This is a genomic window from Spirosoma sordidisoli (genome assembly GCF_004138325.1).
GTDB lineage: Bacteria > Bacteroidota > Bacteroidia > Cytophagales > Spirosomataceae > Spirosoma > Spirosoma sordidisoli.
On record NZ_SBLB01000012.1, the window covers coordinates 130,159 to 145,215 of the forward strand.

General features: G+C 56.8%; 13 protein-coding genes. All 13 read right to left on the reverse strand.

Annotated elements, in window-relative coordinates; translation table 11 throughout:
• Window positions 1-7: 7 nt before the first annotated feature.
• The 13 genes from EQG79_RS28390 to EQG79_RS28455 all read right to left on the reverse strand — a co-directional run bounded on the left by EQG79_RS28390 (window position 8) and on the right by EQG79_RS28455 (window position 15,050).
• Window positions 8-1,828 (reverse strand): efflux RND transporter periplasmic adaptor subunit, encoded by a 1,821-nt coding sequence (locus EQG79_RS28390; RefSeq protein WP_129606237.1) that lies wholly within the window; start codon window positions 1,826-1,828, stop codon window positions 8-10.
• Entirely contained in the window at window positions 1,825-3,252 is a 1,428-nt protein-coding gene (locus EQG79_RS28395; protein ID WP_129606239.1) for an efflux RND transporter periplasmic adaptor subunit, read from the reverse strand. The genes EQG79_RS28390 and EQG79_RS28395 overlap by 4 nt, the downstream gene beginning before the upstream one ends.
• Window positions 3,230-4,546, reverse strand: a complete 1,317-nt coding sequence (locus EQG79_RS28400; RefSeq protein WP_129606241.1) for a TolC family protein — start codon at window positions 4,544-4,546, stop codon at window positions 3,230-3,232. Before EQG79_RS28400 ends, EQG79_RS28395 begins: the two co-directional genes overlap by 23 nt.
• Complete coding sequence (locus tag EQG79_RS28405) at window positions 4,533-6,476, reverse strand: efflux RND transporter permease subunit (RefSeq protein WP_129606243.1); 1,944 nt, start codon at window positions 6,474-6,476, stop codon at window positions 4,533-4,535. Before EQG79_RS28405 ends, EQG79_RS28400 begins: the two co-directional genes overlap by 14 nt.
• A 10-nt stretch (window positions 6,477-6,486) precedes the next feature.
• Window positions 6,487-7,116: a class I SAM-dependent methyltransferase gene (locus tag EQG79_RS28410; protein WP_129606245.1), complete on the reverse strand. Its 630-nt coding sequence runs from the start codon at window positions 7,114-7,116 to the stop codon at window positions 6,487-6,489.
• Window positions 7,097-8,488 carry an efflux RND transporter permease subunit gene (locus tag EQG79_RS28415; RefSeq protein ID WP_240699486.1) on the reverse strand — a complete coding sequence of 464 codons (1,392 nt, stop codon included), beginning with the start codon at window positions 8,486-8,488 and terminating at the stop codon, window positions 7,097-7,099. The genes EQG79_RS28410 and EQG79_RS28415 overlap by 20 nt, the downstream gene beginning before the upstream one ends.
• A gap of 2 nt (window positions 8,489-8,490) precedes the next feature.
• Window positions 8,491-9,057 carry a helix-turn-helix domain-containing protein gene (locus EQG79_RS28420; protein WP_129606247.1) on the reverse strand — a complete coding sequence of 189 codons (567 nt, stop codon included), beginning with the start codon at window positions 9,055-9,057 and terminating at the stop codon, window positions 8,491-8,493.
• A gap of 63 nt (window positions 9,058-9,120) precedes the next feature.
• On the reverse strand, window positions 9,121-9,606 hold the full coding sequence (locus tag EQG79_RS28425; protein ID WP_129606249.1) for a DUF3347 domain-containing protein: 486 nt from the start codon (window positions 9,604-9,606) through the stop codon (window positions 9,121-9,123).
• A 23-nt stretch (window positions 9,607-9,629) separates the two neighbouring features.
• Window positions 9,630-10,499 (reverse strand): DUF2911 domain-containing protein, encoded by an 870-nt coding sequence (locus EQG79_RS28430; RefSeq protein ID WP_165358971.1) that lies wholly within the window; start codon window positions 10,497-10,499, stop codon window positions 9,630-9,632.
• Window positions 10,500-10,511: 12 nt separating this feature from the next.
• Entirely contained in the window at window positions 10,512-11,591 is a 1,080-nt protein-coding gene (locus tag EQG79_RS28435; protein WP_129606251.1) for a YncE family protein, read from the reverse strand.
• Window positions 11,592-11,769: 178 nt separating this feature from the next.
• Window positions 11,770-12,216, reverse strand: coding sequence for a hypothetical protein (locus EQG79_RS28440; protein ID WP_129606253.1), 447 nt, complete (start codon window positions 12,214-12,216; stop codon window positions 11,770-11,772).
• 149 nt (window positions 12,217-12,365) lie between these two features.
• Window positions 12,366-13,376: a hypothetical protein gene (locus tag EQG79_RS28445; protein ID WP_165358972.1), complete on the reverse strand. Its 1,011-nt coding sequence runs from the start codon at window positions 13,374-13,376 to the stop codon at window positions 12,366-12,368.
• Between the two features lie 42 nt (window positions 13,377-13,418).
• Window positions 13,419-15,050, reverse strand: coding sequence for a DUF4041 domain-containing protein (locus tag EQG79_RS28455; protein WP_129606259.1), 1,632 nt, complete (start codon window positions 15,048-15,050; stop codon window positions 13,419-13,421).
• Window positions 15,051-15,057 lie beyond the last annotated feature (7 nt).

Here is a 15,057-nt window from a genome sequence, read left to right on the forward strand (position 1 = left end):
TTGATTGTCAGTTGATTTCTTCTTTCGTTTCCCCGCAGGTCAGCATCTGATCGCCGAAGTAGGGGTTGCGGATGGGCTTTTTATCGTTGAGCCAGTAAGCCCCCTTGTTGCCTTGCGCCATCGGGCAGTATTGCCGATAAACGGGCTTATCGCTCACCCCATATGCCTTGACGCTACGGTACAGCGCGTCCTCGAACTGGGCGTAGGCGGTGCGCTGCCGGACTACGTCGGTCGTGGTTGTCATCACGTTCAGAGCCTGGCTCATGGGCGTTAACTGGTTCATCCAGTCCTTGTGTGTGGTGCCGGAAACAAGGGTCATGTTTACCCCTGTAAGGGCTTTTTGCACGTCGCCCGCTGAGGCTTTGGTGCGGCTCCCATCGGAGGCCACGAGTGCTTCCGTCAGTTTGAGCGATGCTTCATACACCTTAGTCAGTTGCTGGCGGAAGGCGGAGGGTACGTTGGTCGATGAGGACGTACCTGACGATGCCTGATTGCTCGCAGCCCCTGACGCAGCCACCGGCGTGGGGTTGGCCTCCGTGTTAGGCGTCGATTTTACCCCTTCCTCATCCGGCTTCGCCGTGAAGGGATTGATGCCTTTTTTCAGGATCAGTTCACTGTAAAGTAGATAAGCTCCCGACATGGCGATCTGCTCGGTGCCATCCAAGCCGCCCGTAATCGCCACTTGCTGATCGGTTTCGGTACCGGTTTGTACGCGCCGGGGCCGGAAAAAGCCCGGCTTAGTCTGCACGAAAACAACCGCCCCGGCCCCACCCCGAACGACGGCATCGACAGGCAGTGTCAAGCCACGCCGTACCCCCTGACGGATACGTACCCGCGCCTGTTGCCCAGGCTGAAAACGGCCCTCCGGGTTAGCCATGACCGCCCGCATGACCAGCACCTGACTACCGGCCTGATACTCCGGGTTGACAAGAGCCACGCGGGCCGTCAGCGGGCGACCGCCTTCGTAGCCCACCACTTCGACGGGCACCTGATCGCCGACCTTCACTAGCCTCGTTTCGCCCGCATACAACTCAGCCTCGACCCATAACTGGGTGAAGTCAGCCAGGCGGTACAACAAGGCCCCTTCGGCGACGTATTGCCCCTCACTGGCGACGATCTCCGTCACCGTACCCGACGCAGGAGCCACAAACGGAATCCGGGGCAGCACCTGCCGGGTACGGGCCAACTGGTCAATCTGCGCCGGGGTCATCCCGTACAAGCGTAGCTTTTGTTCCGCTCCCTGCCTGAACTGCCGGTAGCGCGGTTCGGAACTACCTAGCTCCTGTTCCTGCCGCAAGGCAATCAAAAATTCTTGCTGCTGGGTGAGCAGCGTTTCGCTATAGATTTCGTAGAGCACCTGCCCTTTGCGAACCGGTTGACCCGTTTCTTTCACCAGCAGCCGCTCGATCCGACCGGCGATCCGACTGCTGATCACGTCGGTTCGGTTGGGATCAGCCACTAAACGGGCGTTCAGAACGGTGGCGTTGCCGATGGCTCCGCTGCCGACAGGCCGCACGGCCACATTGGCTAACTGGAGCTGGCTTGTACTCAGTTGCAGTTCCGTGGCCTGTTCGCCCTTTTTCGACACCGGCACCAGGTCCATGCCGCAAATCGGGCAGCTTCCGGGACCATCCTGTACGATCTGCGGGTGCATCGGGCAGGTATAGGTCTTCTGTCCCTCTTTTCCTCCGGCGTGGTCATGATCGTCGTGTTCCGAGTGAGCAGCAACCTGCGTCGATTCGCTCGAGCGGCTGTCTGAACCGCCGGACTGGCAGGCAGTCAGCAGAAGTCCTACACCCAACAACAGGGATTGGTAAGTGGTATTCATGGCGTAGTTGGGGTAACGTTGACAAAGCTTTCGGAGTCGATCAGAAACTGCGCGTTTCGGGCAATAGCCTGCCCTTCGGTTAGCCCCCGCGTGACGGCGACCAACGTACCTGATTGCGCCCCCGTCTGCACCCGCACGGGCCGGAAGGCTCCCCCTTCCTTCACGAAGGCGACGCGCTCCGTGCCTAACTCCAGTACGGCGGTGGCGGGTATCCACAGGGCGTTTGGCACCGGTTGACGCAGGGTAGCCTTCGCTAACTGCCCAACGCGCGGTCCGTTCGCCCCCGACAAGTACGCCCGAATGGTGACGAATTGCGAAGAAGCATCCGTACCCCCCGACGCAAAGAAGGGCACCACAAAATCGACCCTGGCCCGTTGGATGGGGGTGCCGCTACCGGTAAAGGAAATGGTCAGGGGCGTACCTGGCTTAAGCCGGGCGGCATCCTGGGCATAGAGCCTAAACTCGGCCCAAAGCCGCGTCGGGTTGACGACCTGAAACAGGGTCTGCCCCGTTTGTACGTATTGGCCTTCCCGAACTTGCAAGGCCCCGTCCATCACCCCCGATGAAGCTGGGGCCGATGGAGCGGCTGAGAAGACCACCTCATCGGTACTGCTGCCCCCCATACCGCCCCCCGTCATGCCGCCTGCCGACGTACCCCCACCGCTCGGCGCGGGCATGGCCGGGGCGGGTGCAGCCGACGACCCCTCGACCACGTACCCGTCGTATGGGCTGAAAACGGCCAGCGAATAGCTGGGCTGACGACGCTTGACCACCTCGTCAATTTGCCCATCGGTAAGCCCCAACAGCCGAAGCTTCTGCCTGGCTGCGGCTATCAGTGGGATGTTTGTCCCATCGGCTTCCAGCAGGTAAAGCAATTCGCGTTGCGCCGTAACCAGGTCGGGGCTGTAGAGTTCGAGCAGCTTCTGTCCTTTACGAATCGGCTGGTAGGCGTACCGAACGTACAACTTCTCGATCCGCCCGCCGTAACGGGCAGGAATGGTGTAGAGTCGCCGGGTATCGTAGGTAACGATGCCGTTGGCCGTCAGCGTTACCGACTCGGTACGTCGCTCAGGTTGGACGGTCGCCACGTTGGCGACCACGAGGGCATTAGTGGGTTGGAGCAAGGCTTTCAGATCGGCATCTACCGCAACACTGTCACCTGCGCCCGGCTGCACTTTTTTGACCAGGTCCATACCGCAAATGGGGCAACTACCCGGCTCGTTCTGCACAATCTGCGGGTGCATCGGGCAGGTGTATTCGGTGGCTTGACCGGCCTTGCCCGTAGGGGCGTGGTCGTGACCTGCGTGGTTGTTGGGATTGGCCGGGCCTTGCTTTTGTTGTTTGCCGTCGGAAGAGCAGCCGACGAGCCAAACGAGCATCAGCAGCCCGACCCAAAGCCCCTTATTTTTCCAGTTCTTTCTCATAGCTTACCAGCATTCGGTAGTAGTCACCCAGCCGGGTCAGGTAGTCCATCTGGGTCATGTTGAGCGTCTCCCAGGCATCGATCACGACAGGCAGTTCGCCTTTGTTCTGTTCGTAGGCGATTAGCTGTGTGTCGTAGTTCCGGCGCAACGTGGGCAGCACGCGTGTTTCGTAGTTGGCGAGTTGTTGCCGGAGGCTCCGTAGGTCGGTGAGCATCTGAGCCACCATGCCCTGCGCTTCGTTAAGCATTCCTTCCCGTTGGTAGCGCATCGCCTGGATGTCGGCCTCCATGCCCTTGATTTCGGCTTTGTACATCCGCGAGGCCCATGGCACGATAGGGATCGATACCATGCCCATCAGGGTAAACTGAGTCGGCATCATGCCGCTCGGCCCCGAAAAGGGCTGCATGTGGTCGAACCGTACCCGGAAGTCGGGCCGCCGTTGGGTCCGTTGCGCTTCGATGCCCGCCTGTATACTCAGAATCTGCCGGTCCATTTGGAGCACATCGGAGCGACGAATAGCCAACTCATCCGTCGACGGGATCGTCGGTACGGGTTCGGTAAGTCGGTACGTCGTGTCGATGCCGAAGACTTCGGTCTTGGGCCGGTTCATCAGGGTGTTCAGGCCGATCCGCCGACGAGCAATCTCGGCATCGGTCATGGTCAGCATGTTTTCTAGTTCGGCCAATCGTCCGTCGGCTTTGTAGATGTTGCCTAAGCTGCCTTGATTGTAGGGGTAGCGGATGTCGGCCAGCTTTTTCATGGTTTGCAGAATGCGCCGGTTTTCCAGCACTACCCCCCGCCGTTTGGTCAGCACCAGCCAGTCGAAGAATAACCCTTTGGCATCGGCCCGCAACTGGTTGAGGGTAATACCCCGCCCGGCTTCTTCTACGGCGGCTTTCGACTGTTGATAGACCTGATTAGCCCGTTGTTTGACCGGGTTGGGAATGTCCTGCTCGACCGACACCATGCCATAGCCTTTATCCCGGTCTTCCATAATCATCTGACCCGGATACGGAGCCATGAACGTACCCACACCCACCATCGGGGCCATCCAGCTTCGGGCACCCTCGGCGTAAGCACGGGCGGCTGCGGCCCGGCTACCGAAGGGGCGCAGCAGGGGGTTCCGCTCGTCGATGCGCAGCAAGATGGTATCCAACGACAGCACCGGTAGTTCCGGGCGCAGGGTGTCGGGCCGGGGTGCCTGTTGAGCCAATACCGGCCCACCCAGCAACAGGCCGACCAGCAGGGTGCTTGTCAGGAAACCGGTATACAGACCTTGATTAATGCGAAGCATTGAGTACGTCGAGTTTGCCGAACTTGCGGAGTTCGTATTCTTTCGTCAGTAAAAAGATCAGGGGCGTGACCAGCAGAATGTGCGTCGAGGAGGTCAGCACGCCCCCAATCATAGGCAACACGATAGGCAGCATGACATCGCTCCCCACACCGTTGGCCCAGAGCACGGGAACCAGCCCGAACAAGGCCACCGATACGGTCATGATTTTGGGCCGAAGCCGCTTGGCGGCCCCGTGGATGACGTATTCGCGCAGTTCGTCCCGACTGATGGTTTCGCGGGAGTTGCCCCGTTTGGCGACCAACTGCTTCATGGCATCGTTGAGGTAAATGACCATCACCACGCCCGTTTCAACGGCAATACCGAAGAGGGCAATGAAGCCCACGGCCACCGCCACCGACAGGTTCACCCCGTAGAAATACACCATGTATGCCCCGCCGATGAGCGCGAACGGAATGGTGATCAGGCTCAGAAACGCTTCCCGCGCCGAGCCGAAGGCCAGATAAAGCGACAGGAAAATGACGATCAGCACGACCGGCGCGATGAGGAGCAACGTTTGCTTGCCCCGGATCAGGTTTTCGTACTGCCCGCTCCATTCCAGAAAATAGCCGTTGGGTAGCCGCAATTCGCGGTTCACTTTGGCAATGGCGGCTTCGACGGTGCTGCCCAGATCCCGGTCGCGCACGTTGAACATGACCGCTCCCCGCAGCAGCGCATTGTCGGAGGTAATCATGGGTGGTCCATCCTCGAATTTAATGGTGGCCACCGTCGAGAGGGGGATGGTGCCGAAGGCGGGCGTAGCAATGGGAATGCGCCGAATACGCTCCACGCTGTTGCGGTAATCCTGGGCCAGCCGCACGTTGATCGAAAACCGTCTGCGCCCTTCGATGGTCTGCCCGATGGGGGCACCCCCGATGGCCGATTCGACGACCTCGTTGACAGCATCGACGCTCAACCCGTAACGGCCCAGGGCCTCGCGGTTTACGTCGACGGTCAGGTATTTGCCCCCGGTAACGGGTTCGACGTAGAGGTCTTTCACGCCCGGTATGCCTTCGAGCGCGGCCTTCACCTGTTCGGAAACCGTATAGATGCTGTCGAGCGATTGCCCGTGTACCTTGATGCCCACGTCGGTACGGATGCCGGTCGAGAGCATGTTGATGCGGTTGATGATCGGCTGCGTCCACCCGTTGACGACCCCCGGAATCTGAAGCTTGGCATCCAATTCGTTGATAAGGTCTTTTTTGGTGAGGCCCGCCCGCCATTGCGCTTTGGGTTTGAGCATGATGATGGTCTCGATCATGCTGATGGGCGAATTGTCGGTGGCCGTCGAGGCCCGGCCTGCCTTTCCCAGCACCTTGTCTACTTCCGGCACGGACTTGATGAGCTTGTCCTGCACCTGCAAAATTCGCTTGGCTTCGGCGTTCGACACGTCGGGCAGGGTGACGGGCATGAACAGGATGCTTTGCTCATCGAGGGGGGGCATAAATTCCGACCCCAGACTCAGCAGCATGGGTACGCTGATGGCTAAAGCCAGTAGGTTGATGCCGAGGGTCGTTTTCGGCCAACGCATCACCCAGCGGATCAGAGGTTCGTAAATACGTTCGAGAAACCGGTTGATGGGATTAGCGTGGTCGTCCTTGAAGCGGCCTTTCATGAACAGCGAGAGCATCACCGGAGCCAGCGTAATGACCAGCACGGCATCGACCAGCAGAATAAACGTCTTGGTCCAGGCCAGCGGGTGAAACAGCTTGCCTTCCTGCCCCGTCAGCAGAAACACGGGCAAAAACGAGGTAATGATGATGACGGTCGAATAGAACACACCCCGCGATACCTGTACGCTGGATTTTTCGATGATCGCCAGTCGCTCTTCCTCCGGTATCTCGATGTAGTTCTTAGGGCCGAAGCCCAACGCTCGTTTTATCGTTTTCCACATGGTTTCCTTATCAGTTAAGCCCTGATCGCTGAAACGAGCAGAACAAAAAGTTCTGGCTAGTCTGGAAAGGCGTGATATGATCTTCGGTGATGCATCGGATCTTCCGAAACCCCCTGAGCAGCTCGTTAGTCAGGGTTTGTTCGCTGTAGCGTCGCACTGGTAAACCGCTACATTTTTCTGGACCGGATTCGGAGAAGGTGCCGATGGTTACGTATCCGTTCGGGACTACGCCCAGGCGGGCCGTTGCCAGATACCGACTGATTTGGTCGGCGGTGTTCATGAAGTGGAAAGCCGCCCGGTCATGCCAAAAGTCGAAAAGGCTTTTCGGCCTGTACTCCGTGATGTCGCTGACAATCCACTCAACCCGATCTGCCCGGTTGCCCAATCGCTTTTTAGCCCGGCTCAGGGCCGCTTCACTGATATCCAGCACACTAATGTGCTCGTAGCCTTCGTCTAACAGGAAGTCCACCAGATGGCTGTCACCCCCGCCAATGTCGATGATGCGAGCTGACTTGGGTAGTTGAGCCTGCTGGATAAATGCCAGCGAGGTAGCCGGAATAATCTGCGTCCAGCTAACTTGATCGGCTTGCTTGGTTTGGTAGATAGCCTCCCAGTGCTTTTTAGGTACGTTCGTTTCCATTCGATCTGGTAGATTGGGGGGCAGGTTGGCGGGCTTGCCCATTTAGTTTGGGTTGACTTGCGTGCGTTGCCTGACCTGTCAATGGTTGGCTATCCCGCTGGGCGGTCAGTTCAGCCTGCCGGATCGCCAGATTTTTATAGGCGTTTTCGGCCATGATGATGCCGTTATCGACAATGACCCCGATGGCCAAGGCAATACCGGTAAGCGACATGATGTTGGAGGAAATGTCGAAGGCGTTGAGCAGGATAAAGCTGGTGGCGATGGTGATCGGTATCTGAATGATGATGCTGATGGCCGACCGCCAGTGTAGCAGAAACAGGATGACAACCAGCGAGACGACGATCATTTCTTCGACCAGGGTGTGGCTGATGGAAGCCACCGATTCCTGAATCAGGCCGCTCCGATCATAGACGATGTTGAACTTGACCCCTTCGGGTAACCCACGAGCTACCTCTTCCATCTTTTTCTTGACGTTGGTAATAACCTCGTCGGCGTTTTCGCCGTAGCGCATCACGACGATGCCCCCGACGGCTTCCCCCGCCCCGTTCAGATCGAAAATACCCAACCGCGTTTCCCCTGTCATTTGTACCGTCGCTACGTCGGCTACCCGCACGGGAACGCTGCTTAGGGTTTTAAGCGGAATGCTTTGAATCTGCTCGACGGATTGCAGATAGCCTGTCGTCTTGATGATGTAGCCGATACCGCTCAACTCGAACTTGCGGCCCCCGGCTTCGTTGTTGTTGGCCCGAATCGCGCCGATGACCTGGGGTACCGACAGCCCGTAGTACGTCAGCTTGTTGGGGTCGAGCGTGACCTGGTATTGCTTCTGGAAACCGCCGAATGAGGCTATCTCCGCCACGCCGGGTACGTTCTGAAGGCCGAATTTGACGTACCAGTCCTGCACCGCCCGCTGCTCACCCAAATCCATGCCCGGCGCATCGAGCGTGTACCAGAGAATGTGGCCTACCCCCGTACCATCGGGGCCGAGCGTGGGCGATACGCCACCGGGCAGCAGCCGGGCCGCGTAGTTCAATCGTTCGAGCACCCGTTCTCTGGCCCAGTACACGTCCGTATCGTCGTTGAAGATGACGTAGACGAAGCTCATGCCGAACATCGACGTACCCCGGACGTACTTCACCTGCGGCAGGCCCTGAAGATTCGTCACGAGTGGATACGTGATCTGGTCCTCGATGATCTGAGGAGATCGCCCCATCCATTCGGTAAAGACGATGACCTGATTTTCCGACAGGTCGGGGATGGCATCGATCTTACTGGTCCGCACTGAATAGATGCCCCAGGCGAACAGCCCCCCCGCCACCAGCAACACCAGAAACCGGTTCTGGAGTGAGAATTTAATGAGCCTCTCAATCATAGTTAGATCCAGTCTAAAGGGTTTCGATCCGAGGCCGTCTGACTCCGGTAAGCGGCTGGTGTCAGGCCCGTGATCTGCTTGAACTGGTTGGTCAGGTAAGCGGTGCTGCTGTAACCCAGCGTTTGGGCGATGTCGCTGATTGACAGTTCGTTGTAGCTGAGTAGCTCCTTGGCCCGCTCGACGCGCTGAAGAATCCAGAACTTTTCAATCGTCAGGTGTTCCGTCGTCGAAAATAAATGGCTCAGGTGGGGATAGTCCATCCCAATTTCGTCAGCCAGGTAATCCGACAGGGTAGTTCGTAGCTGGGCGGCCTCACCACGCTGAATGAGCGACCTAATCAACGTTTTGACCTGATTGACCAGGCGGGCATTTCGCTCGGAGAGCAGCTCGAAGCCCTTTGTGGTCAGCCCATCGGCGATGGCCGTCAGGTCGATAACCGCCCCTTCGACCCGCGCCCGGCCCAGCTCAATGTGATGTACCTGATAGCCTTGTCGCTCAAGCTCCTGCTGCACGGCCCAGATGCAGCGGCTACACACCATATTTTTGATTGCTAATTCCTGAACTGCCATTACGTACCGCGTTAAGTGCCTCACTCAGGTGGCCCCAACAGCGGAGCCACCTGTACTCCTCAGCTACCGGATTTCTTCCTTCACCGAACCGCACTTGAGCATCTTGTCGCCGTAATAGGGATTGCGAACTTCCTTTTTGTCACTGAGCCACGAGGCTCCCTTTCCCTCAGCCGCCATCGGACAGAACTGCACGTAGGTCGGAGCGGTCTTCGGCTTGGTTGCCTTGGCCAAGGCGATCATGCTTGTCGATAAGTCCTCAAACTGTTCGCGTTGCACGGCTACGTCGGTGGTCTTGGTCATGGCCGTTGCCCTTAGTTTAGCATCAGAAAGAGCCTTCTTATCTGCCGTAGACAGGGTATTGACCTCTACCTTACCCAGCGCAGCAACCAGCTTGACTGCATTTTGCTTGGCCTTTGGTGCGTCTGTGGCAACCAGTGCGTCTTTTACCTGATAATAGGCCGTGAGAGCTGGGGTTGTGGTTTGGGCCGAAACGACGAGTGAGCTGATTGACAGGCCCAGGGCCACGATGGTTTTCTGAATTGGTTTCATCGATTGTGATTCGTTTTCGTTGACTAAAGCTTCTTTTCCCACTCAGCAATGAGTCGGTTGTTCAGGGTTACGTAATCCGTAAACTTCTCCTGTTGCGCAGCCGCAGCCGATTGGCGAGCGGCTGCAATGGCTCCTTTGTAGTCGCCGGAGCGGGCCAACAACTTCGCTTGCAGGTGCAGGTAGTTGAAGGCTGGTTTCAGGGCTACGGCTTTTGTCGCCCAGGCTAACGCTTGTTTCGTATCCTTCTCGTTGTCGAAGTAGTACAGGGCTGCCTGGTAATACAGACCGGGTTTGTCTTCTTTTTTGCCGTTGATCCGCTCCAGGATCTCCGCCGTGATCCGCTCGTCGGCATTGCTGACGATGGGAAAATGCACCGACGTGTTGGCCCAGTTTAGGTAAATCATTCCCCGATTGCGGACCAGATCCTGCACCTCGATGGTGAAGGATTCGTAGAAGCGAGTTGAGGTGTCGGGCTTGACCGTGAAGCGCAGAACATCGTTCTTTTCGTCGTACCCATCCAATCCGTGACCACCTACGTGCTTGTTGAGGATGATGGTCCACTCGCTACGAGTGGGAATCGTAAACAGCGAGTAGCTGCCTGCGGGAACCGGTTTGCCAGCCAATACCACCGGGTCAGTAGTCTTGAGAATGGTTGCGTCTGAGGCTCCCGTCCGCCAGAGTTGACCGAAGGGAACCAGTCCGCCGAAGACGATACGGCCCTTTACTGCCGGTCGCGAATAGGTGATCGTCAGGTCGGTAAAACCGATTTTCTGCTGAATGGTAGCGGGCGGGCTAGGTTCGGGCAGGCTCAACTGCGCCTGAACAGGCCCGGCAAGGGCCAACAAACCAACCTCTACCATAAGCCGACAAAATGTGTTTCGTTGATTGCTCATGATGGAATACTATTATTGTTTGAGGACAATGCCATTGGGCTTCTTACCCACGGCGATGTCTTTGACCTTCGTGCGATTTTTGACATCAACCACCGATACGGTAGCCGCCCCCTGATTGGTGACGTAGGCCGTCAAGCCGTCCTTGGCGAACGCAATGGCGTGGGCATCCAGGCCCGTCTGTATCTCGCCCATCTTCATCCAGGCATTGTTCATGCGCTCGAAGACGACGACTTTGTTGCCCGTGCCGGCCTGACTAACCCACAGTTCATTCCGCACCCCATTGTAGGCTGCGTAGCCGGGGGTGAATCCCAGCGGCACCGTTTCCACGACCGACAGGGTCGCCACGTCAATGACACTGATGCTTTTTCCCTTCTCGTTATCGACGTACATCTTCCCGTCGCTGCCCGGCCACGCGCCCACCGGATCGTCGCCTACCGGGATTGTCTTCACGACGGACTTGTCGCTGACCCGGATCACCGTAACGGTGTTGCTCATACCGTTGGCGACAAACGCGTACTGGCCGTTGGTAGTCATGGTGACCTCGGCGGGTTCCATACCGACGGCTATCGTCTTTTTCAAGGCCGTCGTGCCCGCGTCATACACCAACACTTTACCCGCGTCGTCCATCTGCGAGGTCCATAGTTCCGTGCCATCGGGCGAAAACACGGCGTTGTGGTTCATCACCGGTGTTTGCTGATTCTGAGTCGTGGCCCCTGTCTTGGCATCCAGTACGACGACCCGGCCAGCCATGCCCGTCGTACCGCCCGTATGCCCGGCACTCAGGTCCATTCCCGGTACGCCCACGCCGAGCTTGGTACCGTCCGGGGAGAGGTAGATATGGTGCGGCCACATGATCATCGTGCCGTTCATATTCATGCCCGGCATGGAGGCATCACCGAACGAAATGGTCTCCTTCACTTGCTGGCTGACCAGGTCGATGACGGATACACTATTTCCTTCCGCATTGACGACATAAGCCGCTGGGTACGTAATGTTGAGGGCAGGTTGCATGTCGGTCATGTGGTTCATGTTCATGCAGCCAGACAGGACAAAAAGGGGCAGCGTAGCCGCCCAGGTGGACCGGTTTTTCATGGTCGAACGGGGTTTGTTAACGAGAAAATAGCAGGGAACACACGGCCCGAAAGGCCAGCGGATGACAGCACACAAAGGCTGTTGCACAGACAGTATGTCGAAAAGGGGACAAACGCCGATTGCCCGCTAACACGAGGGCAATAGCCCCAGTTAGCGAGTCAACAGGCAGAGCAGTGGCCTATATCAGCCAGGCACAGTTGGAAGCCAGCCGAAAACGCCCGGTTCGGGGAAGCGGGGATTGACTGTCAGGACGAATCGGCTCGGTCGGAGCGGTCGGCAGGAGTGCTGCCAGCAAGAGCCGGAATTCGGGATTGGAAATAAATTCAGCCGGTTGTGGGGCTGAGACGGCATGACCATCAACCACGAAACGGCTGACGTCTAAATGCTCGTAGGTAAGGGTTGTTTTGCAGCAGGGCATCCGCTTGACCCCTGACCCCTCTGAAACAGGCCGTGGCGCGTCGTCCAACGTACACGCCTTTTTGCAGCCTTCCTGGGCCATGAGGAGCGTTTTGGAATGCCCCCGCATCTGACACCAATGTTCCACCATACCTACGCCAACGCTACCCATCAGGACCCAAAGGGCCATCAGGCAGCAGAATATGCGGGTATACAGTGGCGTTTTCACAATTGGCTTTTTTACACCAACAAAGGTAGAAGCCCTTTTGTGTTGATTAATTACAGGATTCAGCCCCTCAGTTATAAAATTTTTAGAAATTGACTCTGACCTTCAAGTCGAAAATCTAACCTGCTTGTTTGGTTATGCCCATCGGTAGCTCACCGCCGTTTCGGAAAAGGGATTGGGGCGGCTAAACCAACGCGCTCAACCGGACTGAACCCTCCTGTTTTGGTGAACTTCATCGTATGGTTGAAGTTCCGCATGGAGTCGGACGGGTCTATTGCCATCATATTAATGCCGTCGAGCGTAAAACGGGGCATGGCAACCGACAGAATAACCTGCTTCTCAACCAAACCCGTTGCCGTGTTTAAGTTTCTGGCAAGGGCGTGAACAACTACCTGGCTAACGGGTAAGTGAGCCTGGACTTCACGGCCTATCCGCAGCAGGCAGCTACAGACATAGTCTTGATACAATTCGTTGAATTTACTGGCCGATAAGGGTTTACGGGAAAGCTTTCCGCTGGCTAATTGGGACACGGTAAAATCAGGGACCACATCGGTAGCATTCACAAGCAGATCTACTTCAATGTGGTCGCTGGTAAACGTAAACTCCAGTCGGCTCCCTAATTCGGCAATGTCCTCAAATGGTGCGAATGCCTCAATAACCTGCCCATACACATCACTGTTCTTTGCCAGTACCTGACGGGCCAACTCCTGGCGATCCTGCCACTCTTCGTGCTGGCGGTTGTACTCAGCCTGCTTATCCCTGAACAATTGGTCGTCCTGCTGTTTAGCCTGGCCAATGGCTTCTTGCAATCGCTGACTCTTTTTAGGTCCCGACCTGAACAACTTATCCAGAAAAGAAGGCTGATATGTATCAAACTTCGCCTGCGCACTACGTTCCTGTTCGTCGGTACGTACCGGCATAACGGGTGGAGCTTCCTGTTGCATAGCGGCCCAATCTACTACGTCGCTGCAATCGCAATGCACGGTTTTGAGCACGCTGACATATTCGTTGTATTCAGCAACTGCCTGAGCGGCATCGACGATAGCCTGGTGTTTCTGAAATTCTTTGTACTGTCGGGCGGCCAAGCGGGCGCGTCGCTGTTGACTACGCTCTACGCGCCGGGCCGTTGTGGTGATAACACGGACTGCTCCTCGTAAACTCATTTCGGTTCAGGTATGATTCGTTGACTGCCTCTGGGTGGTATGTTACAGTTCCTGCTCCTCGACTTCCAGTTCAACGGCTTCGTTTTCCAATTGGAATTTCTCCCACTCAGCCCGGTCAAGGGTGTTATTGGCCAGTGCTTTTTCGACCGCCAGACTCTCGCGGTATTGTCGCGCTTCGGCGGCAATAGTCCACTTAGTATCAATACCCAGTCGTTCGATCTCCGTTTTGATGTCGGCCAACTCAACCCGAAAAAACTCCTTGCGTGGGTTGACCTTGTTCACCTGATTATTCAGGAAATGCCGGTGCAGACTGCGTTCCAGCGCGGGGGCATCGTCGCTGAATAATAGCGCGTGAACGTCGAACTCGAAGGGCACGGACGCATCGCCCAGTTCGCGCACCCGGTCAAGTGGTTCAAGCCGACGAGTCATGCCAATCTTATAGACATGATCTCCGAACGAGCCGATGTTGGAGATGATATAGACGTGACCCGATTTGGTCTGTTGAGCCATCGACAAGGCCCGCTGATTTTTCTCCTGGGCCGCCTGTAGTTTAGCGGTCAATTCCAGTAGTTGGACTTCAAAAGCGGTACGTTGTTCCTCCGAGGCTTTCGCTGCCTGCTGCTGCACTTTGTCGATAGCTTTCTGAATGGTCTCCTCCTGTTTGGCGGCATCGCGCTGCGCTTTTTCGTACTCACGACGGGCCTTCTCTTCTTCCCGGATCTGCTCCCGAATAAGTCGTTGTTCGTCGCGCTCTTTCAGCTTCAACTCGTGGGCTACAACCGCCCAGCGCAGTTCTTCCAGCCGAGCCTGCAAATATTCGGGTGTGATCCGGGCATCCTTGAAAGGTTTGCCCAAGTTATTGACCAGCGCGTAGGCATCGTTGATCTGCTGCGCCAACGTACCGTAATTATCGTGTTTCACGTTTGCCAGGATCGAATCAACTTTGCCGTTGAAGGCATCGGTAACGAAATTTTCAGCACTCGTTTTCCGCACCGCTTCTACGTAGTCGCATCGGGCAGCAGCCCGCGTTGTCATCAGCAGACGAGTACGTTCGCGAGCTTTTTTCAACTCCACGCCAGCTTCCGTAAAACCAAACGCATCGGCCAACTCGTCCAGCAGGGTAAACGACGGCACCAAGTACTGGTCTCCATAGCCGTTGATGACATTCTTCAGGGCCTGAATGGTACGTTCCAGATCAGCCGCGTTACGGGTAGCAGCCAGGGCTTCACCAGCAATCTCCTCCGCCCGCACGTTGGCATTGCTTACAATCCGATTGGCTTCTTTAGTGGCGTTGAGCAGCACGGTTTCGGCCTGGGTCTGGAGAGCACGGGCTTTGAAACCAGCCTGGTCACGGACGTCTTTTGCCTGCGAACGGGCCTGCCGCAGCTCCTCATCTGCCAGTACCCTTAACCGTTCGGCTTCCTGTTGTGCTTCCGCCAAGACGCGGTTTGCTTCGCGCTCGGCATTCTGGCGTATCTCATCGGCGTACCGTTGCGCATCAACGATAGGCCGGTACTGGCTCAGTAAATCAAGTTCCTGCTGAAATTGGGTTTCACGGCTTGCAGCGGCCTGTTTCGCCTGATCGATTTCCTGTTCTTTCGCCTTCAACTTCTTTCGTTGAGTGAACAGCAGGATCAAGGCAACAAGCAGTAGAGCGGATAGAAGTACGGACATGAAAGAG